At 66.3% G+C, this 21,806-nt stretch carries 15 protein-coding genes and 1 pseudogene; 4 read left to right on the top strand and 12 right to left on the bottom strand.

Features of this window, described 5'->3' with window-relative positions; translation table 11 throughout:
• Positions 1 to 129: 129 nt before the first annotated feature.
• The 3 genes from AB0J29_RS29820 to AB0J29_RS29810 all read right to left on the bottom strand — a co-directional run bounded on the left by AB0J29_RS29820 (position 130) and on the right by AB0J29_RS29810 (position 3,790).
• Positions 130 to 1,311: an acyl-CoA dehydrogenase family protein gene (locus AB0J29_RS29820; RefSeq protein ID WP_364793468.1), complete on the bottom strand. Its 1,182-nt coding sequence runs from the start codon at positions 1,309 to 1,311 to the stop codon at positions 130 to 132.
• A gap of 395 nt (positions 1,312 to 1,706) precedes the next feature.
• Positions 1,707 to 2,492 (bottom strand): IclR family transcriptional regulator, encoded by a 786-nt coding sequence (locus tag AB0J29_RS29815; protein ID WP_364793439.1) that lies wholly within the window; start codon positions 2,490 to 2,492, stop codon positions 1,707 to 1,709.
• Between the two features lie 353 nt (positions 2,493 to 2,845).
• Positions 2,846 to 3,790 carry a helix-turn-helix transcriptional regulator gene (locus AB0J29_RS29810; RefSeq protein ID WP_364793466.1) on the bottom strand — a complete coding sequence of 315 codons (945 nt, stop codon included), beginning with the start codon at positions 3,788 to 3,790 and terminating at the stop codon, positions 2,846 to 2,848.
• Between the two features lie 246 nt (positions 3,791 to 4,036).
• Between AB0J29_RS29810 and AB0J29_RS29805 the strand changes: the two genes are divergently transcribed.
• Both AB0J29_RS29805 and AB0J29_RS29800 read left to right on the top strand, forming a co-directional pair.
• Positions 4,037 to 5,071, top strand: a complete 1,035-nt coding sequence (locus tag AB0J29_RS29805) for an alpha/beta hydrolase (protein WP_364793437.1) — start codon at positions 4,037 to 4,039, stop codon at positions 5,069 to 5,071.
• Positions 5,072 to 5,081: 10 nt separating this feature from the next.
• Complete coding sequence (locus AB0J29_RS29800; RefSeq protein WP_364793435.1) at positions 5,082 to 5,930, top strand: alpha/beta hydrolase; 849 nt, start codon at positions 5,082 to 5,084, stop codon at positions 5,928 to 5,930.
• On the opposite strand, the gene AB0J29_RS29795 is transcribed toward AB0J29_RS29800, so the two are convergent.
• The 6 genes from AB0J29_RS29795 to hutU form a co-directional block, all read right to left on the bottom strand.
• Positions 5,911 to 6,618, bottom strand: coding sequence for a class I SAM-dependent methyltransferase (locus AB0J29_RS29795; RefSeq protein ID WP_364793433.1), 708 nt, complete (start codon positions 6,616 to 6,618; stop codon positions 5,911 to 5,913). The two genes, AB0J29_RS29800 and AB0J29_RS29795, sit on opposite strands and share 20 nt — an antisense overlap.
• A gap of 423 nt (positions 6,619 to 7,041) precedes the next feature.
• Positions 7,042 to 8,634, bottom strand: coding sequence for a histidine ammonia-lyase (gene hutH / locus AB0J29_RS29790; RefSeq protein WP_364793431.1), 1,593 nt, complete (start codon positions 8,632 to 8,634; stop codon positions 7,042 to 7,044).
• 54 nt (positions 8,635 to 8,688) lie between these two features.
• Positions 8,689 to 10,083: an amino acid permease gene (locus AB0J29_RS29785; protein WP_364793429.1), complete on the bottom strand. Its 1,395-nt coding sequence runs from the start codon at positions 10,081 to 10,083 to the stop codon at positions 8,689 to 8,691.
• 119 nt (positions 10,084 to 10,202) lie between these two features.
• The gene (gene hutG, locus AB0J29_RS29780) at positions 10,203 to 11,159 is read right to left on the bottom strand and encodes a formimidoylglutamase (protein ID WP_364793427.1); all 957 of its coding nucleotides are present in this window, start codon (positions 11,157 to 11,159) and stop codon (positions 10,203 to 10,205) included.
• On the bottom strand, positions 11,156 to 12,343 hold the full coding sequence (gene hutI / locus AB0J29_RS29775; protein WP_364493475.1) for an imidazolonepropionase: 1,188 nt from the start codon (positions 12,341 to 12,343) through the stop codon (positions 11,156 to 11,158). Before hutI ends, hutG begins: the two co-directional genes overlap by 4 nt.
• Before the next feature lie 6 nt (positions 12,344 to 12,349).
• Positions 12,350 to 14,020, bottom strand: a complete 1,671-nt coding sequence (gene hutU, locus AB0J29_RS29770; protein WP_364793425.1) for a urocanate hydratase — start codon at positions 14,018 to 14,020, stop codon at positions 12,350 to 12,352.
• A 190-nt stretch (positions 14,021 to 14,210) separates the two neighbouring features.
• Here hutU and hutC point away from each other — a divergent pair, with 190 nt between their 5' ends.
• Entirely contained in the window at positions 14,211 to 14,972 is a 762-nt protein-coding gene (gene hutC / locus AB0J29_RS29765; RefSeq protein ID WP_364793423.1) for a histidine utilization repressor, read from the top strand.
• A gap of 3 nt (positions 14,973 to 14,975) precedes the next feature.
• Here hutC and AB0J29_RS29760 read toward each other — a convergent pair.
• The 3 genes and pseudogenes from AB0J29_RS29760 to AB0J29_RS29750 all read right to left on the bottom strand — a co-directional run.
• Positions 14,976 to 18,266 (bottom strand): annotated as a pseudogene (locus AB0J29_RS29760) (NAD-glutamate dehydrogenase domain-containing protein); the annotation flags it as partial.
• Positions 18,267 to 18,395: 129 nt separating this feature from the next.
• The gene (locus AB0J29_RS29755) at positions 18,396 to 19,193 is read right to left on the bottom strand and encodes an IclR family transcriptional regulator (protein WP_364793421.1); all 798 of its coding nucleotides are present in this window, start codon (positions 19,191 to 19,193) and stop codon (positions 18,396 to 18,398) included.
• Between the two features lie 145 nt (positions 19,194 to 19,338).
• Positions 19,339 to 19,602: a hypothetical protein gene (locus AB0J29_RS29750; RefSeq protein WP_364793419.1), complete on the bottom strand. Its 264-nt coding sequence runs from the start codon at positions 19,600 to 19,602 to the stop codon at positions 19,339 to 19,341.
• Positions 19,603 to 20,112: 510 nt separating this feature from the next.
• On the opposite strand from AB0J29_RS29750, the gene AB0J29_RS29745 reads away from it, so the two are divergent.
• Positions 20,113 to 21,633 (top strand): class I adenylate-forming enzyme family protein, encoded by a 1,521-nt coding sequence (locus AB0J29_RS29745; RefSeq protein WP_364793417.1) that lies wholly within the window; start codon positions 20,113 to 20,115, stop codon positions 21,631 to 21,633.
• Positions 21,634 to 21,806: the final 173 nt, after the last annotated feature.

The raw sequence follows: 21,806 nt of genomic DNA, 5'->3' as shown, positions 1-21,806 counted from the left end.
GACACGGCCCCGAAAAATCTTCGAGACTAGGCACCAGGGGTTTCGGCCAACGAGTAGGCGAGTGTGGATCAGCAGAAGCAGTGGCCCACTTCTACAACGCGTTACACACTAGATTGATGAGCGGCCGAGTCAGATCATCGCCCGCAGCGGCCCGTGTGGCTCGACACCGAGGCCGCTCAGCGCCGCCGCGTGGTACACCGTGCTGGGACTGTGGATCGCGTGGTGCAGTCCGGCGTGCGCGTCGCGCCAATACCGTTGCAGCGGCTTGTCCATGCGCAGTGCCGTACCGCCACACCGCGGATAGATGTCATCAATCGCCCGCACCGCCTGCCATGCGGCACGCACTTGATCGCGCCGCCCGGCAGCTCGGCGCTCGAACGTAACCTCCTTGCCCGCATCGACGAGGTCCCAGATCTGCTCGGCGTTGGTGATCAGCGCTTCCCGTGCCGACCTGATCTGCGCCGCCGAATCGCCCATGGCGTACAACGTGTAAGGGTCGTCTTTGATGGCAGTTCCCCGCGCGTTGATGCGCTCTCGTTGGTAGTTCATCGCCTCAGCCAGCAAACCTTCACAAATTCCGATCGTGGCAGCGGTGATACCTAAGGGGAACATGCACGACCACGGCATCCGGTACAGGGTCTGGGACAGACCCGCCGCACGGACCTGGCTGCCATCGAGCAGACGGTCGTACTCCATTACCCGGTACTCCGGAATGAACGTGTCCTCGATGACGAGATCCTTGGAACCAGTACCCTTCAGGCCGACGACATCCCACGAGTCCGCGATTATCGAGTACTCGCCGCGTGGGACGATGACGTGCAACATGGTCGGCGGGTTGACAACATTGCCATCCCTGTCACATTTCATCGCACCCAGGAATGCCCACTGGCAATGGTCGGTTCCCGAGGAAAAACTCCAGCGGCCACTCATCCGGTAGCCACCTTCGACCGGTACTGCCATGCCATTCGGCATGTACGGTGACGCTATCCAGGTGTTCTCGTCCTCGCCCCAAATCTCTTCCTGCACACGAGAATCCGCCATCGCGAGTTGCCACGGATGCACACCGACCACACCATTGACCCAGCCTGCAGGCGGGTTGATCGCCGCCGTAGCCATAACAGTCTCAGCAAATTCCCGCACGCCGACCTCGAAGCCGCCGTGCGTTTTCGGCTGCAACATCTTGATCGACCCCGCAGCCTTCATCGTGTCGACGGTCGAATCCGTAAGGCGGCCCAGCCGATCCGCCTCCGGCCCGCCCTTACGTAGATCGTCTTGCTGCTCCATTATCCGGTCGAGAACCGACTCGGTCATCGTTCTACCCCGTTGTTCGATGAGAATGACATTGATTTCACGACCAGGGAAGCCGTTGGAAATCAATGATGCGGACGCGCGGCCAGGGATGCCCACCGCCTTTTCCGCTCATCGGAAACGTGCCGGGCATCAAGCTGAGCCGCGATATCCTTGTCCAGCCGTCGGCGACCGTACGACAGCGACGTCACGGCTCCAGTTCATAAGGCCAGCACCAGGATCGGGATACCTGATCCCACACCGCGATTCGCTCAGCGGGACGAGCACCACGCGAGCGAGCACCACATGAATTCCACTGCGGCTCCGAGGTTTTGGCCCAACCGGATACTCTGGCCCCTGTTGGCTTCGGCAACGGTTCACAGTGCTGGCGACCGCGAGATCCGCCCCTGGCCGACTCGTCATGAATCAATCATCGGGTTCACGGCCGCGGCTCGGTTGATCTTACTGACCGCAGCACGTAACGGACTGATGAACTCGCACCCGATCTGCCGGAGCGGGCCGCAGATCGAGATCGCCGCCGTGGTCGTGTAGCCGTCGCTTGTACTGCCGTGGCCTGCGCTGACAGTCGCCGCGATGCATCCGATATCGACCAATGCCTCCCCGCGGTCGAAGGCCACCCCGTCCTCACGCACCTTGACTACCTCCCGAGCGAGCTCGTCTCGATCGGTGATGGTGGCAGGGGTACTGCGTTTCATCGAGTCGAATCCGGGATGTTCGAGACACCTGTCGGGTTCGGCTGCCAGCAACGCCTTACCCAACGCCGTGCGGTGCGCTGGCTGGTGCCCGCCGATGCGGGTCGGGACCCGAACCCCAATCGTGCCCGGCAGCTTGTCCCAGTAGACGACGTCGCTACCGTCGAGATACGCCAGATGTACAACCAACTGCGTGCGTTGCTGCAACTCAGCAAGATACGGGTAAGCGATGCGATGGAACCAGTGATTGCGCACGGCTTCCGAGCCCAGTTCGAACATCCGAGTGCCCAGCTCATAGCAGTCCCCCACGCGCAGTAGCCACCGAAGCTTGACCATGCGTTCGAGGAGGCGATGCGCAGAGGAAGGCGGGATCCCGGTCGCGGCCGAAATCTGCGAGAGTGTCAGGTACCCCTCGAGCTCGAGGGCCTCCAGCACTAGATCGACCCGTTCGAGCTGCGAGACCGGTGACTCCGGCCGCCTTCTCGGTGCCACGTCGATCCTCCGGAACAGCCCTGGCCGCACTGCCGCGCGACCTTCGGTGGCAATCACGATACGTCTCGACGGGCGCTTGCGGCCATGTCTCGACCGATGCCGATGGGCGATTCCGACGCCAATAGCGGCATGGTTGTATCGCCTGCCACGGTGATGCTTCCCCATGGCAGCCGACAGGTTGCACATCCTGACCCATTCCCACACGCAGTAAGGCGACCGATTCGATACCGGTTGGAACCGGCTGATACCGGGATGACCTCACATAGGCGGCAGTGAGTTCGAGTCCGGCCATGCGACATTCGAACGCACCATAATGGCGATGATCGTATGCGCTGCCGACCCGCGGGCTTGCCCTATCGCGCGTCGTGCATGTGCTGCCAGTCACGGGGTGTCATTCCGTAGGCGGCGCGGAAACGGCGTGCGAAGTGGGCTGCGTTGACGAATCCCCATCGGCGCGCGACCGCACCCACCGGAGTGGATCGACCGCATCGGGCGAGTTCGGCGCGGGCGCCTTCGAGTCGGGCGGTCATGATCCACTGTCCGATCGGGGTGCCCTGTTCAGACCACACGGTGTACAACTGTCGCACCGAGATGTGGTGTGCCCGTGCGACCTGCTCGGCGTTGAGCGCGGGGTCGCCGAGTCGTTGTTCCACGTACGCGGTCATGCGCAGGTACAGGCTGTCGTGCAGGTCGTCGCGTTGCCGGCGCGTGTCCTCGGCCGCGGTGGTGATCAGGGCGCGGATCAGCTGGGTAGTCGCCGATCCGACCATGATGCGGGCGCGTCCGGGCTGGATGTCGCCCTCCTCGCCGAGTGCGGCGATATGGGCGGCGACCATGCCGTAGAGCGGGCTCGCAGGCAGTCTGGTGGCGGCCGCGCGCACGGTGTCGACCGGCAATGCGAGCTGTGTGTAGTCGATGACCACCACTTTGACTCCGCCGACGCCGTTCCACGTGTAGTCGGACATGCTGGTGCCGTCGGTGAGCCCGAGCTCGCCGACGCCCACCACCTGGTCGGCGCCACAGTGGGTGAAGGTCGCGGGTGCGTACAGCTGTAGCCCCAGGCCGACGCGTTCGGGTGCGGCGGCGCGCAACTGTTCGGGTCCGCGCGTGACTCGCATGGGCGTACCGTCCACCCGGGTTGCGTGTACGCCCGCACCGAGATCCCACACGCTCAGCCGATGCCACAGCTGCCCTCGGTTTTCGGTGAACCGTTGGATCGCCGGAACCTCGGTGTCCGACAGCGCGTCATCTACCGCGTCGGCCCGCTCGGCGAACGGAAGCAACCGGGTATCCAGCATGACGGTCACGTCCGACCTCCTGCGCCAATAGCACGCTTGTCGTGCCCGAAGAGTACTGACACTGCATATCATCGAGCACGACTGTTCTCTGCGTGCAGAATCCTGCCGGTACGGCTGTTCGCCAGCCGTACGAATCTCTAGCGTGCAAATTCGTGCCCATACGCCGGTGGCGAATCCTGCTGTCCGCCACCAGCATCCGGGGCAGGCTCGAATTCCTTCACGCTCCACAACCCAAGGGGATTGATCATGGCCGGCAACCCGCTCGGTATCGCGCTCGAACCCGCTGCGCAAGCCTTCGTCGACGCGACATCCGAACCGCCGTTCCTGTACCAGCTCGATCCGGAGGAGGGCCGCAAGACAGTCGACGGCGTACAGGACAGCCCGATCTTCAAACCGGACGTCGACGAGGAATGGATCACTATCGAGGGCGGCCCGACCGGATCGGTCCGGGCGCGCATCGTGAAGCCACAGGGCGCGACCGGCCCATTGCCTGTCATCATCTACACCCACGGTGCGGGCTGGGTTTTCGGTGACGCGCACACCCACGACCGGCTGGTCCGTGACCTCGCCGTCGGCACCAACGCGGCAGTGGTGTTCCCCGAATACGATCGCTCACCGGAGGTGAAGTACCCGGTCGCCAATGAGCAGTCCTACCGCGTGGCGCAGTGGGTCACCGTCAACGGCTCGGACAAGGACCTCGACGCGTCTCGCATCGCCATCGCGGGCGACTCGGTCGGCGGCAACATGGCGATCGCCCTCACACTCATGGCCAAGGAACGCGGCGATGTCACCTTCCGGCAGCAAGTGCTGTTCTATCCGGTGACCGACGCCAACTTCGATACCGGCTCCTACCAGGAGTTCGCCGTAGGCTACTTCCTCACCCGCGACGGGATGAAGTGGTTCTGGGATCAATACACCACCAGCGAATCCGATCGCGCACAGATCACCGCCGCACCGCTGCGGGCCGACCTCGAAGACCTGGCCGGACTGCCGCCCGCACTGGTCATCACCGGCGAGGCGGATGTGCTGCGCGACGAAGGCGAGGCGTACGCGGCGAAACTGCGCGCCGCCGGAGTCCCGGTGACCGCGGTGCGTTACGGCGGCATCATCCACGACTTCGTCATGCTCAACAGCCTGCACGACACACAGGCCGCCAAAGCCGCTGTAGCCCAGGCCGTATCGGTGCTCGCATCGGCGCTCCGCGAGGTCGATGCCTCCCACGCCTCCCTCGTCTCCCAACCGGCCGCAGTCGCGGCATTCATCGAACAAGCCGCCAAGTAAGGGGAAAGCCATGACATCGTCATCCATCGACGAGCACACCCGCGAGCAGATCGCACAAGCCAACGAGAGCGACCGCACACCAGTTGTATTCATCCACGGACTGTGGCTGCTGGCCAGCAGCTGGGACCGCTGGGCCGCACTGTTCACCGAGGCTGGCTACGCGCCGGTCACCGCGAACTGGCCCGACGATCCGGCGACCGTCGCCGAAGCGCACGAGCATCCGGAAGTGTTCGCGGACAAGACAGTTGGGCAGGTCGCCGACCACGTCGCTGACGTCATCGGCGAGCTTTCTCGCAAACCCGCCGTGGTCGGGCACTCGTTCGGCGGCCTGCTCACCCAGATAGTGGCCGGGCGCGGGCTCTCGCTGGCATCGGTGGCGATCGACGCGGCGCCGTTCCGCGGCGTGCTGCCGCTGCCCATCTCCTCGCTACGCTCCGCCGCACCAGTGCTGCACAACCCGGCCAATCGCCATCGTGCGGTGCCGTTGACCTTCGACCAGTTCCGTTTCGGATTCGCCAATGCTGTCAGCGAGGAGGAAGCCAAGAAGCTGTATGAGACTTTCGCGGTCGCAGCACCCGGCGCTCCACTGTTCCAAGCCGCCGCCGCCAACCTCAATCCCTGGTCAGAAGCCAAGGTGGACACCGACAATCCCGAACGCGGACCGCTGCTGATCATCTCCGGCGAAAAAGACAACACCGTTCCCCGGGCGATCTCCGAAGCGGCCTTCCACCAGCAACGCAAGAACTCCGACGTCACCGAGTTCGTCGAGATCCCCAACCGTGGACACGCCCTCACCATCGACAGCGGATGGCGCGAAGTCGCGGAGACGAGCTTGAAGTTCATTCAGCGCTTCGCTTGACCCGGCTCGTACCTTCTGGCTTGCCGTCGACCGACCGGGATGTTCGGGGTGGTAGGGCCTGGGTGACGCGCCACAGGCGGCGGGGCAGTTCGCCCTCTTCGAACGAGTGCACCTCGGTCAGATCCCATCCGTCGGCGACGGCATCGACCAGCGCGCGCGAAAAGAAGTGGACCGCGAACCCACCCTGTTCGTAGATGTCGTCACCGTGGGAGATGCCCGTCTTGTAATGCGCGTCGCCGACATGGCGGACGGTGTAGATGAAGACGCCGCCGGGTCGTAGCACCCGCTTGATGTCGCTCGCCAAGGCGAGGATCTGCTCAGTGGACAGCGCCATGCACAACAGCATGTGCGCGAAAACGCCATCGAATGCGTTGTCGGGCAGTGGGATCGGCGTGCGCGCATCGTGTTCGAGTGTCCGGACCCGGTCGTCGATACCCGCGGTTACGGCGGCGTGCCGAAGCTGGGCCAAGCCGACCGCGCTGAAGTCGGTGGCGGTGACCTGAAAGCCGGATCGGGCCAGATACAAGGCGTCACGTCCGTGGCCCGCGCCGAGTTCGAGGACATCGCGCACGACAGCAGCATGGAAGTATTCGGCGGCATGCACCGCAGCTCGGGAAGGCCGCACACCGTACATGCCGGGCTGGGAGCGGTAGGTCTGTTCCCAGTGCTGGTGCTGATCGTGCCCCATCAGGACATACTCCATCACGGCGGGCAATCGGCGGCTTGTCGGGGTCCGGAACGGAGTATCGGAGATGAAGTGGCGGCCTCATCGATCGAAGTCGAAACCGGCCGCGTCGGCTTTCTTCGCCGCCGAGATCGACCGGACCCGGCGCTGATCGTTCGGTTCATCACCGAACACCAGTGCCGCCGCGAGAACGGCGGCCCGGTCTGGCCGCCGTCCATAGCATCGCCAATCGACACTCTCAACCCTGACTAGCTCCGCCAACGCCCCCGCGCCCGCACGCGCAGCAGGCACGACGGTCGGCGTGAACCAGCGCCTGCATCGGTACGGGGCCTGTTCGAGGATTCACATCGAACGGTGGACGCCATCGAATCCAGCAGTGCACCATGAGAATTCAGGTTCGCACTCGGCCGCGCCGACCGACGCGGCCTAGGCCAGAGGGCCTACCACGGATTCGGCGCTGGCCAGCAGTTCGCCGGAGGCGGCGAGCTGGACCACGGCCTCGATCTCCGGGGCCAGGTAACGGTCGGGGCCGGGGCCCTTGACCGACTCGCGGATGCGGTCGCGGACGGCGGCGGTGGCGGCGGCGGGTTCCAGCGGGGCACGCAGGTCCAGCGCCCGGGCGGCGGTGAGGGCTTCGATGGCGAGGACGCGGGTCAGGCCGTCGATCGCGCGGCGCAGTTTGCGGGCCCCGGACCAGCCCATCGACACGTGGTCCTCCTGCATGGCCGAGGAGGGGATGGAATCCACGCTCGCGGGGGCGGCCAGGCGCTTGAGCTCGGAGACGATCGCAGCCTGCGTGTACTGCGCGATCATGTGGCCGCTGTCGACGCCCGGGTCGTCGGCCAGGAAGGGCGGCAGGCCGTGGTTACGGGCCCGGTCCAGGAACCGGTCGGTGCGGCGTTCGCTGATGCTCGCCACGTCGGCGACCACGATGGCCAGGAAGTCCAGGACGTAGGCGACGGGTGCACCGTGGAAGTTGCCGTTCGACTCCACCCGGCCGTCGAGGGTGACGGCGGGATTGTCGACGGCGCTGGCCAGCTCGTAGGACGCGATTCGCTCGGCATGCTCGAGGGTGTCGCGCGCTCCGCCCGCGACCTGCGGAGCACAACGCAGCGAGTAGGCGTCCTGCACGACCGTACAGTCGGGGGTCGCGTGGCTGGCGACAATGCCCGAACCACGAAGCAGGCGAGTCATATTCGCGGCGGCCAGCGCTTGACCCGGCTGCGGGCGCAAGGCTTGCAGGTCCGCGGCGAACACCTTGTCGGTGCCGAGCAGACCCTCGACGCTCATGGACGCGGTCACATCGGCCAGCCGCAGCAGCCGCCGCAGGTCGTGGCAGGCCAGCACCAGCATGCCGAGCATGCCGTCGGTGCCGTTGATCAGCGCCAGCCCCTCCTTCTCGGCCAGTACGACCGGCTCGATGCCGGCCTCGGCGAGCGCCTGCGCGGCCGGCATCAGGGTGCCGTGCGCGTCACGGACCGAACCCTCACCCATCACCGCGAGCGCGACATGCGCCAGCGGCGCCAGGTCACCGGAACAGCCGAGGCTGCCGTATTCGTGCACCACGGGTGTGATGCCGGCCGAGAGCAGTGCGGCGTACGCCTGCGCGACCTCGGCCCGGACACCGGTCCGTCCGGTCGCCAGGGTGGACAGGCGCAGCAGCATGAGCGCGCGAATCACCTCGCGCTCGACCTCGGGTCCCGAACCCGCCGCATGCGAGCGAACGAGACTGCGCTGCAACTGGGTTCGCAATTCCAGCGGAATGTGGCGGGTGGCCAGCGCGCCGAAACCGGTCGAGACTCCGTACACCGGCTTCGGGTCCGCCGCGAGCGCCTCGATCCGAGCGCGGCTCGCGGAGATCACGGTGAGCGCGTCCTCCGACAGCCGCACCGCGGCGCCGCCGCGCGCGACCCGCACCACGTCCTCCGGGGTGACGGCGCCGACTCCGACGACCACTTCGTTGTCGGCTCCCGCCACATCGGCGTGCTGTTCGGACAGTCGGATGGTGTTCGAGCTCATCGTGTTGTGTTCCATTCCAATCGAGTGCCGGCGCCACGGCCGGGATTTCTGTGTTTATTCGGCGATCGCCGCGGCGGCGGCCGGGGTCGGCTCGGTGACGGCACCGCACCACCGCCGGAAAGCGGCGGCGAGCAGGACCAGCCAGACCGCCCCGACGATCAATGCCACGCGGGTGTCGGCGTCGAAGGCGAGCAGTACGATCACGAACACCAAGCCGCTGATGGCCGCGATCGGCAGATAGGGAAACATCGGGACCGGGAACTTCAGCGCGGCGACTTCCGCGGCGCTCATCCGTTTCCGGGCCGCCAACTGGGAGGCCAGGATCATCACCCAGACGAAGATCGTGGCGAAGGTGGCGATCGACGCGATGACCAGGAAGACCCGGTCGGGCATCAGGTAATTCAGCACCACGCCGACCAGCAGGGCCGACACCATGATGACGACGGTCATCCACGGGACGCCATTGCGGGAGACCTGCCGCATGATCGCGGGCGCCTGCCCGCGCTGCGCCAACCCGAACATCATGCGGCCCGCGCCGAAGATATTGCTGTTGATCGCCGACAGCGCAGCGGTGATGACCACGATATTCAGTACCGTCGCCGCCGAGCTCAGGCCAAGGCCGTCGAAGATCTGCACGAACGGGCTGCCGTGGTCGCCGATGGAGTCCCACGGGGTCACGGCCATGATCACGGCCAGGGTGAGGACGTAGAACAGGATGATGCGCACGGGGACGGTATTGATCGCCCGCGGAATCGTCCGCTCGGGCTGCTCCGCCTCGCCCGCGGTGACGCCGATGATCTCGGTGCCGCCGAAGGCGAACATCACGATCGCGAAGCAGCTGAGGAAGCCACCGAATCCGGTCGCGAAGAATCCGCCGTCACCGTGCAGGTTGGACAGGCCGGTGCTGGTGTCGTGCAGGCCGAAACCCCAGATCAGCACCGCGATTCCGCCCACAATCATGGCCACGATCGCGACCACCTTGACCAGGCTGAACCAGAACTCGAGTTCACCGAACACCTTGACGCTGAGCAGGTTGATCGCGCCGATGAAGAAGATCACCGACAGCACCCAGATCCACCGTGGGACGTCCGGGAACCAGAAGCCCATGTAGACGCCGAACGCGGTGACGTCGGCGAGCAGGACGATGATCATCTCGAAGATGTAGGTCCAGCCGGTCATGAAGCCGGCGAGCGGGCCGAGGTGTTCGCTCGCGTATTCACCGAACGAACCGGACACGGGGGCGTGCACCGCCATCTCGCCGAGTGCGCGCAGCACGATGAAGATCACGGCGCCGCCGATCAGGTAGGCCAGCAGAACCGACGGCCCGGCCCGCTTGATCGCATCGGCCGACCCATAGAACAGGCCGGTCCCGATGGCCGAGCCGAGGGCGATGAAGCGGATGTGCCGTGCGGTGAGACCCCGGGTCAGGGTCGAGGTGATGTCGTTCACGGATCGTGACTTCCCGGTGTAGTTGAAAACAACAACCCGACAGGGATTGTGCATGGGCTCACATATGTATAGGGCTGTCTATACAACATGTCAAGAGGTGTGCAGTTACACAGCGGCAACTACTGTAGTTCCCGACGTTGCGCCACGATTCGATGGATCAGCCGCGCGGCCGTCCGCGCGGTCCGATTGTCGACATCCAAGTCCGGATTCAGCTCGGCCACATCCAGCACCGCGAGCTTGCCGCTGCGCGCGACCTCGTCACAGACCCGCTGAATCACCTCGACCGGCACGCCGAACGCGGCCGGCGCGCTGACCCCCGGCGCGACCGCCGCGGGCAGCACATCCAGATCGATCGTCAAGTAGACGACATCGACCGCCGCCAGGAAATCCGTCACGAACTCTCGCACGCCGGCCAGATCCGCGATCGTGCAATCCTCATCGAGCCGGTAGCGAACACCCAGCGTCGCGGCGGTCTCGAACAAGGCCACGGTATTGCTGGGCTGCGAGATGCCGAGCACCGAATAGTTCAGCACCCGGCCCGCCGTGGCCTCGCCCTCGGCCATCTGCCGGAACGGTGTTCCGGAGCTGGGTATCTCGTCCCCGCGGAGATCGAAATGGGCATCCAGGTTGAGCACGCCCCAGCGCGCCCCGGCCCGGACCGCGGCCGACCGCGAGACACCGAGATAGCTGCCGTAGGCCACCTCGTGCCCGCCGCCGAGCACGGTCACCATATGGCCGCGGTCCAGCAGTGCGGTGACCGTCCGGCCGAGACGCTCCTGGCCGGACTCGAGGTCGCCGTCCTCGACTGCCACGTCACCGGCGTCCATGATCCGGGTCGGACCGGGTAGCGCCAGCGACGCCAAAGCCTGGCGCAAGGCGGCCGGACCCCGAGCAGCGCCGGTCCGCCCCTTATTGCGGCGGACCCCCTCATCGCTGCGGAATCCGACCAGAACGCTTGCCCCGGGCGGGCTTTCGCGGACGAACGGCGTAATCGCGTTGTGCCAGCGCAGATGTGCCGCACCCGGACCGTCGTCGCGTCCCGACCAGCCGGCCGGCGGGTGGTCGACAGCAGTCATCGTCGAACACCGTCCTTCCAGATCTCGCGCACCAGCGCGACTCCCGGCCGATACGCCAGGTACAGGTGCGAGGGCGCGTCGAGTCCGATCAGGTCGGCACGCGCACCGACCCGGATATGCCCGATATCGTCGCGCTGCAATGCCTTGGCGCCGCCCGCCGTCGCCGACCACACCGCTTCGTCGGGACTCATGTGCATCTCGCGGACCGCCAGCGCGATACAGAACGGAATGCTCGTCGTATAGCAGGTACCCGGGTTGCAGTCCGCGGCCAGCGCCACGGTCACGCCGGAATCGATCAGGCCCCGCGCATCGGGGTACTTGTTGCGCGTGGAGAAGTCGGCTCCCGGCAGGAGTGTCGCGACCGTTTCGCTCGCCGCGAGCGCCTCGATGTCCGCACGGGTCGTATAGGTGACATGGTCGACCGAGGCGGCGTTCAGTTCGGCGGCCAGCCGGACACCCTCGCCGTAGGTCAACTGGTTGCCGTGGACGCGCGGCGTGAGCCCCGCGCGGATACCGGCCTCGAGGACGGCACGCGACTGGTCGGCGTCGAATGCGCCCTCCTCACAGAAGACGTCGATCCACTTGGCCCGCGACGCGCAGGCCGGGATCATCTCGTCGACGACCAGCCGCACGTAGTCGTCGGTACGCCCGGCGAACTCCGGCGGCGTGACATGGGCGGCCAGCAAGGTCGTTTCCGGCGTGTGCTCTGCCGCGACGTCGAGGCTGCGGCGCTCGTCGGCCACCGTCTGTCCGTAGCCGGACTTGGTCTCGATCGTCGTGGTCCCGGTGCGCAGCGCTTCGGCGACCAGTCGCGCGGTATTGGCGCTCAGCGCGGCGTCGGTCGCGGCCCGGGTCGCGGCGACGGTCGTGCGGATACCGCCTGCGCTGTAGGCCGCTCCCGTCATGCGGGCCGCGAACTCCTCGGACCGCTCGCCGCCGAACACCAGATGAGCGTGACTGTCGACGAATCCTGGCATGGCGGCGCGGCCCCCGAGGTCCACCCGCGTGCCCGCGCTGCCCTCCGGCACGCGCGTTCGCGGACCGACCCACTGCACGATTCCGTCGCCGATCACCACAGCGGCATCGCGAATCAGCCCGAGCTTCCCGTCACCGACCGCGGGGTCGTTGGTCACGAGAACGCCGATATTGTCGACGAGCGTCCACTGCCCGACCTCATTGTTCATCCGAATTCAGTTCTCCTGCATCGGGATTCGCACACCCCGGGTGGCGGCGACATCGGTTGCGTGCTGGTATCCGGCATCGACGTGGCGGATCACGCCCATAGCGGGATCGTTGGTCAGCACGCGTTCGAGCTTGCGCGCGGCCAGTTCGGTGCCATCGGCGATACACACCTGCCCCGCGTGGATGGAACGGCCCATACCCACACCGCCACCGTGGTGAATCGACACCCACGACGCGCCGGACGCGGTGTTGACCAGCGCGTTGAGCAACGGCCAGTCCGCGATGGCGTCGGAGCCGTCGGCCATCGCCTCGGTCTCACGGTACGGGGAGGCGACCGAACCGGAGTCCAGGTGGTCGCGGCCGATCGCCACCGGAGCCGACAGCTCACCGGAAGCGACCATCTCGTTGAACTTCAGGCCCGCCTTGTGCCGTTCGCCGTAGCCGAGCCAGCAAATGCGAGCAGGCAGACCCTCGAAGTGCACCTTCTCGCCAGCCATGGTAATCCACCGCTTCAGGTGCTCGTTCTCCGGGAACAGTTCCAGAATGGCCCGATCGGTAGCTTCGATGTCCTTCGGATCACCCGACAGCGCGGCCCAGCGGAACGGGCCCAGTCCCTCCTCGAACAGCGGCCGAATGTAGGCGGGCACGAAACCCGGGAAGTCGAAGGCCCGGTCGTAGCCGCCTTTGCGGGCCTCGTCGCGGATCGAGTTGCCGTAGTCGAACACCTCGGCGCCGGCATCCAGGAAGCCGACCATCGCCTCGACATGCGCCGCCATCGACTTGCGAGCCTCGACGGTGAACCACTCCGGGTCCGCTTCGGCCCGACTGTGCCAATCCGCGACATCGACGCCGAGCGGCAGGTAGGACAGCGGATCGTGCGCCGAGGTCTGGTCGGTCACGATGTCGATCGGCGCGCCCATCGCGAGCAGGCGCGGGAAGATCTCCGCGGCATTGCCGACCACGCCGATCGACAGCGGTTCGCGCGCGTCCCGCTTCTGCACGGCCAGTTCCAGGGCGGCCTCCAGGGTGTCGGCCTTGGTGTCGAGGTAGCCGTGCGCGATGCGACGGTCGATGCGAGTGACGTCGACGTCGACGCACAGCGCGACGCCGTCGTTCATGGTGACCGCCAGCGGTTGCGCGCCGCCCATGCCGCCCACGCCGGCGGTCAGGGTGATGGTGCCGGCCAGGGTGCCGCCGAACCGCTTGCGGGCCACCGCACCGAAGGTCTCGTAGGTGCCCTGCAGGATGCCCTGGCTGCCGATGTAGATCCACGAGCCGGCGGTCATCTGGCCGTACATCATGAGGCCCTCGGCCTCCAGCTTGCGGAACTGCTCCCAGTTCGCCCAGTCGCCGACCAGGTTGGAGTTGGCCAGCAGCACCCGGGGTGCCCATTCGCTGGTGCGCATGACGCCGACCGGCTTGCCGGACTGAACCAGCAGCGTCTCATCGTCTTTCAGCGTCTCGAGGGTCCGCACGATGGCGTCGTACGCCGCCCAACTGCGGGCCGCGCGACCGGTTCCGCCGTAGACGACCAGGTCGTCGGGGCGCTCGGCGACCTCCGGGTCGAGGTTGTTCATCAGCATGCGCAGCGCGCCCTCCTGCTGCCAGCCGAGGCAGTTCAGTTCGGTGCCGCGTGGGGCGCGGACCGGGCGCGGGCCGGCCTGGGAATCAGTCGTCATCGGAACTCCTGTCGACATTCGGGACGTGACGCCAATAACACCCCGGATTCAAAGCCTGGAACAGCGCAGGCGGGCAGAATTCTCGGATCTCGGACACTTGACGGTGTCGGCGCTGGCCCGGAGCGCCGATACACTTGGTCGCGATCGGAGGGTTTGCGCCAATGGGCAGGATCTGGAGCAGGTGACGAGTGTGGCGATTGACGAGGTCGATATCGGGTCGCTGTTCCGTGCCCGTGGCCAGGGATCAGGTCCCGCGTACCAGCGCATCAAGGATCTGATCTCCGAGCAGATCGTCTCGGGGCGGTGGCGCGAAGGTGAGCTGCTGCCGTCGGAGAATCAGCTGGTCAGCGCGCTGGGATTGTCACGAATGACGGTCAACCGGGCGCTGCGTGAGTTGAGTACCGATGGCCTGGTGGTCCGGATCATCGGTGTCGGCACCTTCGTGGCCGAAAGAAAGGTCAGCTCAGCGCTATTCGAGGTGCGCAATATCGCCGACGAGATCGAGCGGCGCGGCCACCGGCATCGCGCCGAGGTCATCTCGTTGTGCGAGCAGTCGGCCGATTCGGTGACCGCGCAGGAGCTCGAGCTGCCGGAGGACAGTCCCGTATTCCATTCGCGGCTGGTACATTTCGAGAACGATCTGGCCATTCAGCTCGAGGATCGGTTCGTGAATCCGGAGTTCGCGCCGCGGTATCTGGACCAGGATTTCACCGCAACGACGCCCAATACCTACCTGGTGTCGGTCGCGCCGCTCGGCCGCGGCGAGCACGTGGTCGAAGCCGTGCTCCCCACCGCCGACGAGTGCGGACTGCTCGGGCTCATCGAGTCCGAGCCCTGTCTGCTGATCCGCCGGCGCACCTGGTCCGAGGACCGGCTGGTCAGCTCCGCACGATTGCTGCATCCGGGTTCCCGCTACCGGCTCGCGGGAACCTTCGACGCCCAGACCCAGTGAAGATCACACCGCATTGACCAGGCTGCGGATCTGACGCACCGCGACCGACATCGCGGCGACATCGGCTGGGCTCTCCAAGATCTCGGTGAGGGTCGAGCAAGCCCGCGAAATCCTCGTCGCATTGCTGGTTTCCCACCGTGTGAGGACCGCGGCCAGGTCCTCGGTGGGTTCGACGCGCTCGGCCAGCAGGTCGAGGCACAGCACACGCAGCGATCCGTACAGGTCGTCGCGTAAAGCGAGGCGCGCCAACGAGTTCCAGCGGTTCTCGTGGGACAGTCGCGAAACCGATTGCAGCAGGCGAACAGTCCCGAGTCGCTGGCTCAGGGCGTAGTACAGCGTAGCGACGTCGGCCACGTCATGACCGCCCGCGTCGGCGACCTCGATGATGTCGAGCAGGACGAACTGGTCGAGCAGCAGGTGCACGCGGGTCGACAGCTCACGGGGGACGCCGTCTTCGACCGAGGCGGAGATCCGGTCGTGCAGATCGGCCAGTTCGCGGTCGCGCAGCCACTCGGGGACCAAGTGCGCGTGCGCGGCCAGCCGATGGGCGAACCGGTCGATTTCGGTGGCGATCCCGAGCGGTTGCGGCCGGTGCGCCAGCAACCACCGGGTGGCGCGATCGAGCACGCGTTGCGTGGCGCGCACCAGTGCGTTGCTCACCTCGGTCGGCAGACCACTGTCCGCGATATCGTCCCAGAGCGGGTGCAACTGGAAGATCCGCGCGGCGACCAGATACGCGCGCACCACATCCGATGTGACCGCGGTCGAGTCCTCCCCCAGCCGGAAGACGAAACTGATTCCACCATGATCGATCACATCGTTGGCGAGCATGGTCGCGAGAATCTCGCGGCGCAGCGGGTGCTCGGACAGGCTGTCCCCGAAGCGTTCCCGCAGCGAATCCGGGAAGTACGCGATCAGGCGATCGTGCAGGGCGGGATCGTCGGGCAGGTCACCGGCCAGGATTGCGTCCTTGACCGCGAGCTTGACGTGCGCCATCAGGGTCGCCAGTTCCGGCGAGGTCAAGCCGCGTCCCTGGTCCGCGCGCCGGGCGAGTTCCTTCTCATCGGGCAGGGCTTCGAGGGACCGGACCAATCCTCGCTCGGCCTCCAGTGCGGCGATCATGCGGGCGTGCACGCCGAGCCGCGTGGCCGCGTCGGCGCGGCTCACGCCCAGGGTCCGGTTCTGGGACCGGTTGTCCCGCAAGACGAGTCGGCCGACCTCGCCGGTCATGTCGGCGAGCAGCCGGTCCCGGTCGTGCCGGTCCAGCCGCCCGGCCGACATCATGGTGTCGAGCAGGATCTTGATGTTCACCTCATGGTCGGAGCAGTCGACCCCTGCCGAGTTGTCCAGCGCGTCGGTATTGATTCTGCCTCCCCCACAGGCGAATTCGACCCTGCCGAGCGCGGTGAAGCCGAGATTGCCACCCTCCCCGACCACCGTGGCACGCAATTCGGTGGCGTTCACCCGCACGCCGTCATTGGCCTTGTCGCCCGCAGCCGCATGCGACTCGGTGGTGGCCTTGACGTAGGTGCCCACTCCCCCGTTCCAGATCAGATCGACGGGCGCACACAGGATCGCCCGGATCACCTCGATCGGCGACAGCGCGGTGACCGTGTCCGGAAGTCCCAGTGCGGCACGCACTTCGGGCGCGATCGGCACCGACTTCGCCGCCCGGGACCACACGCCGCCGCCGGCACTGATCAGGTCGCGGTCGTAGTCTGCCCAGGACGAGCGGGGCAGTTCGAACAGGCGCTTGCGCTCGGCGTGGGAGGGCCCCGACTGCGGGTTCGGATCAAGGAAGATGTGCCGGTGGTCGAACGCGGCGACCAGGCGGATGCGGTCGCTGAGCAGCATGCCGTTGCCGAACACGTCACCGCTCATATCGCCGATGCCGACCACCGTGAAGTCCGCGGTATGGGTGTCGCGGCCCAGCTCCTGGAAATGGCGCTCGACGCTCTCCCAGGCCCCGCGGGCGGTGATGCCCATGGCCTTGTGGTCGTAACCGACCGAACCGCCGGAGGCGAACGCGTCGCCGAGCCAGAAATCGTATTCGGCCGCAACCTCATTGGCGATGTCGGAGAAGGTAGCCGTGCCCTTGTCCGCCGCGACGACCAGGTAGGTGTCGTCGCCGTCGTGGCGGACGACGTCGAGTGCGGGGATCACCGTGCCCGTCGCCCGGTCGATATTGTCGGTGAGGTCGAGCAGGCCCGCGATGTATCTGCGATAGCAGGCGACGCCCTCGGCCAGGTGTGCGGCGCGATCGGCCGCGTCGTCACCGGTGGGTTTCGGCGGTTGTCCGACGACGAAACCGCCCTTCGCGCCGACCGGCACGATCACGGCGTTCTTCACCGCCTGCGCCTTGACCAGGCCGAGTACCTCGGTGCGGAAGTCCTCCTTGCGGTCCGACCAACGCAGTCCACCCCGTGCGACGGCGCCGAATCGCAGATGCACGCCCTCGACCCGAGGCGAGTACACGAAGATCTCGAATCGTGGCCGGGGACGGGGCAATTCGTCGATCCGCTGTGGATCGAGCTTGATGGACAAGACCGGCGCGGTTCCGCCGCGCACGAAATAGTTGGTGCGCAAGGTGTTTCGGATGAGTGCGGTAAAGGCACGCAGAATGCGGTCCTCTTCGAGCCCGGCAACCCGGCCGAGAGCGTCGTCGAGGCAGCCGGCCAGTTCGGTCTCGGCGGCCGCGCTGTGCCCGTCCGGCGCGAACCGCGCGTGGAACAGTTCGACGAGCGTCCGGGCCGTCGCGGGATGCGCCGAAAGGACTTCCGCGATGCGCTCCAGACTGTACGGAAAACCGCTCTGGCGCAGGTACTTTGCATAGGCGCGCAGGATCGACACCTGCCGCCAGGCCAATTCCGCGCGCAGTACCAGCCGGTTGAAGGTGTCGATCTCGGCGTCGCCTCGCCATCCGGCCGCGAAGGCCTCGGTGAACCGGGTGCGTGTCACGTCGCCCGGGGCGGGCTCGCCGTCGAGGGACAGGCCGAAGTCGTAGATGCGGCAGTGGGTGCCCGCCGCGACCTCGAACACGTACGTGCGCTCGTCGAGCACTTCCACGCCGAGGGACTGGATCACCGGCAGAATGCGACTCAGCGAGACAGCCTCGCCGGTCGTGTACAGCGTCAGCCGCAGCTGACCGCGTGCCGAACCGGTCGGCGCGTGCAACGCGACCTCGAATTCGCCGGGGCGCAGTGCTTCGATGCGCGCGATGTCGGCGACGGCTCGGCCGGGATCGAAGTCGTGTTTGTACCAGTCAGGTAGGGAGCAGGCATACGACTTCGCCAACGCGCGATCGGTCATCCGTGCGTAGAGTCCGCTGTTCCAGTCCTGCGTCATGGTGGAAGTCTCCAGGTAGGCAATTGTCTATACAACAATGTACAACAGCCTGTGAGGGGGCTCACACGGACGGGCCACTCACGCCCGTGGCGGCGCGTGACCCGCGATTCGCGAGGTCAACCGGTCCGCACCCCACCGCAACGCCTGCTCCACCACCTCCGGCTCGGGAAAGGTCAAGATGCGCCACGTCGTACTCAAGGCCGCGACCGGCCGACCGTTGTGATCGAACACCGCCGCACCGACCGACCGCAGCCCCGGCGTCACCAACTCCACCTCATCGGCCCAGCCACGGACCCGAACTTCCTCCAACGCGCGCCGCAACTCGGTCAATGTGCGAGGCCCGCGCCCGGTTCTGGTGATGAAATCCGAACGGCGCGAATACAATGCCTTCACCTGCGCATCCGGCAGCGTGGCGAGAATGGCGCGACCGTTCGCGGTCAAGTGCGCGGGCAACCGCACCCCGATATCGGTGATCAGCGAAACCTCGGCGGCCGGACCCGAACTCGGGCGTTCCTTGAGTAGATAGACCGTCTCGTTGCCATGCAGAATCCCCAGGTGCACGGCCTGCCCGAGTTGCCTGGCCAACTGATGCAGGATCGGCTGCGCCAGCCGCTCGAGCGGTTCGTGACGCAGGAACGCCGACCCGATCTCGAACGAGGTCACGCCGAGCCCATACGCCTGCTCACCCGGCACATACACCACGAATCCGCGATCCACCAGCACCGCCAGAATGTGATACACCGACGACCGCGGCAACCCCAGATCCCGGGCCAGCACCGCGGCCCGCACCGGCCCCGGGCCCTCGGCCAGGCGAACCAGAATATCCAGCGCGCGCCCGACCGCCGGAGACGCACTCGAACGCGACGACTGGTCCATTCGAGTCAACCTACAAAACTCTCCGGTCCAAACCCCGAACCGGGCCGAACCGCGCCGAGATCTCCGGCGCATCGATCGCCATAATCGTGAAGGGAGAACTGGACCGATGAGCCACGCACGCTGGAAAAACCTCCGGGAACGCAAGCTAACCGAGGGCTACACCGAACCCGACGATGTCACCGAGGCCCGCCGCGAAATCCGGCTCTCCATGGCACTGGCCCAAGCCGTCTACGACCGCCGCACCGAACTCGGACTCACCCAAACCGATCGAGTGGCCGCAGGCGTCGTCGGGATCCCAGCCTGGCCGTGCGCATCGCGCACCACGGTTGAACGACGCATACCAGTGGGAAACGGCGCCGGGCACCGGAATCAGGAGGCCGATCGTGATGGTTCCTCCGGTGACGATCATCGGCGCACCCTTGCCATCCGATGGCCTACACCATTGCGCCACACGGAATCTCGAGCAACGCTACGATCACGACATAGCTCGCGGAAAGGGGATCTGTGTCGGCTGAGTCCATAACGTTGTCATTCGTGGGCACCGAAACCCCAAGGAACAAGCGTCCTTTCGAATCGCGTGACAACTCGATTATGTGCTGGATACGATCCCCCACAGCATCTTCGGGACCCGCGACTGATCGCGGGACGGTGGGCACCTGTGCGGTGGTCGCCTTTCCGGAGCCCGAGCATTAGTGCCTGCACGGTTCCGACCAGCGAGAGATACGAATGCAGAAGAGGGAGCAGGAGTTCCTCGAGCTTCGAGACCACCTGGTGTTCGCCCGAGAGGTCATCTGGGTGCGGCAGTTCGTCGTCGACCAGATCGAACCGCTGGCCACGTGATCCGGCACGCATGGGATATCGACCATCCGGTACGCCGGGCAGATGGCTGCGGTCGCGGCCAGGATCTAGGGAGACGCCGATGACCATCCCTCACCCCCCGACGCTGGCCGGCCTGTTGGTCGGGCACGCACGGGACCGCGCCGGATGCCGTGCGATCAGCGCGCCTGCGGGGTCGCAGACCTATGCGGAGTTCGCCGGGGACGTGGCGCGAATCGCGGACCGGCTGCACGCTGCCGGTCTACGCCGGGGAGACCGGATGGCGGTGCTCGCGCACAACGACTTGGCCTACGTCCAGCTCGTCTACGCCGCCTCCTGGGCCGGCATTGTGCTGGTCGGTCTGAACTGGCGGCTGACGGCGGCCGAGCTCCGGGCTGTTCTGGAGGACTGCAACCCGTCCCTGCTCTTCGCCGAGCGGGAGTTGGCATCGGGGTTGGACCCACAGTGCCCGGTGGTCCGGCTGGACGGACCCGAAGGCTCCGACTTCGAGCGCTGGTATGCCGCAGGGGATTCCGGCTACGCGCCGGATGCCGATCAAACCGACGAGTCCCTCGTGCTGCTGTCCTACACGACCGGAACCACCGGCGAGCCCAAGGGCATTCAGCTGGTCGAGCGAAATCTGCGGGAGATGGCCCAGCAGGCGGCGGCAGCCTGGGCGTTGTATCCGGAGATGAGGTACATGGCCTGCCTGCCGATGTTTCGTATGAGCGGGATGAGCTCGGTGACGTGTTGCGTGCATCTGGGCGGCGAGGTGGTCATCCCGTCGGGGACCTCGGTCGCCGCGATCGCCGCCGCCGTCGAGGATCGAGGTGTCACCCACACCAGCCTGGTGCCGGACCTGCTGGCCAGTCTGGTTGCCGAGAAGACCGCCGAGGCCTTCGACCTGTCCAGTCTCGAGGTGATCATCTACGGCTCCGCGCCCTCGAGCAGCTCGGTGGTCGAGGAGGCGATGGAGATGCTGCCGCAGACCGGCTTTTCGCAGGGTTACGGCTTGACCGAAACCTGTGCCGGGGTGGCGGTCGCGCCGATCTTGCGCCGGGGGGAGGTCGACCGGCATCCGGGTAGCGTCGGCCGCATCCACCCCAACTGCGAGTGCCGGATCGTCGATGTTTCCACCGGTCGCGACGTCGGCACCGGTGAGGACGGCGAGATCTGGCTGCGGACGCCGCAGCTGACCATAGGGTATTGGAACAAACCCGCGGAAACCGCGGCCGCGATATCCGCCGACGGCTGGTTCCGTACCGGTGATATCGGGATGATCGACAACGACGGATTCCTCTACGTCCACGACCGGCTCAAGAACATGATCATCTTGGGCGGAGAGAACGTCTACTCGGTCGAGGTCGAGAACGCGATCGGCGCGCACCCTTCGGTACTCGAGGCCGCCGTCGTCGGCGTACCCCACCCGCACTGGGGTGAGACCGTGAAAGCGGTCGTGGTGCTGCGCCGCGGTCAGGAGCTCGACGAGACGGAACTGCTCGGCTGGCTCGAGGGTCGGCTTGCCCAATATAAGTGCCCGAGGATCGTCGAGTTCGTCGGTGCTCTCCCCAAGGCAGGCAGCGGCGAGATCCTGAAACGTGAACTCAGATACGGCAAGGGCTGACATGCCCGAAGTGGCTGCCGCAGACTCGATGGGTCCGCGGCAGCCTGGTGCAGGCAACGGAGTACACGACATTGCGCCGGCCCGGGAACCCGAATTCCGAGGGCGCTCACCGCAAGAGCCTGCACGGTTCGGTGGAAGCCAGTCTCCGGCAGCTGAATACGGACTACATCGAT

It is taken from the genome of Nocardia sp. NPDC049707 (genome assembly GCF_040674855.1).
Taxonomy (GTDB): domain Bacteria; phylum Actinomycetota; class Actinomycetes; order Mycobacteriales; family Mycobacteriaceae; genus Nocardia.
This window is presented reverse-complemented; position numbering and strand designations above follow the sequence as displayed.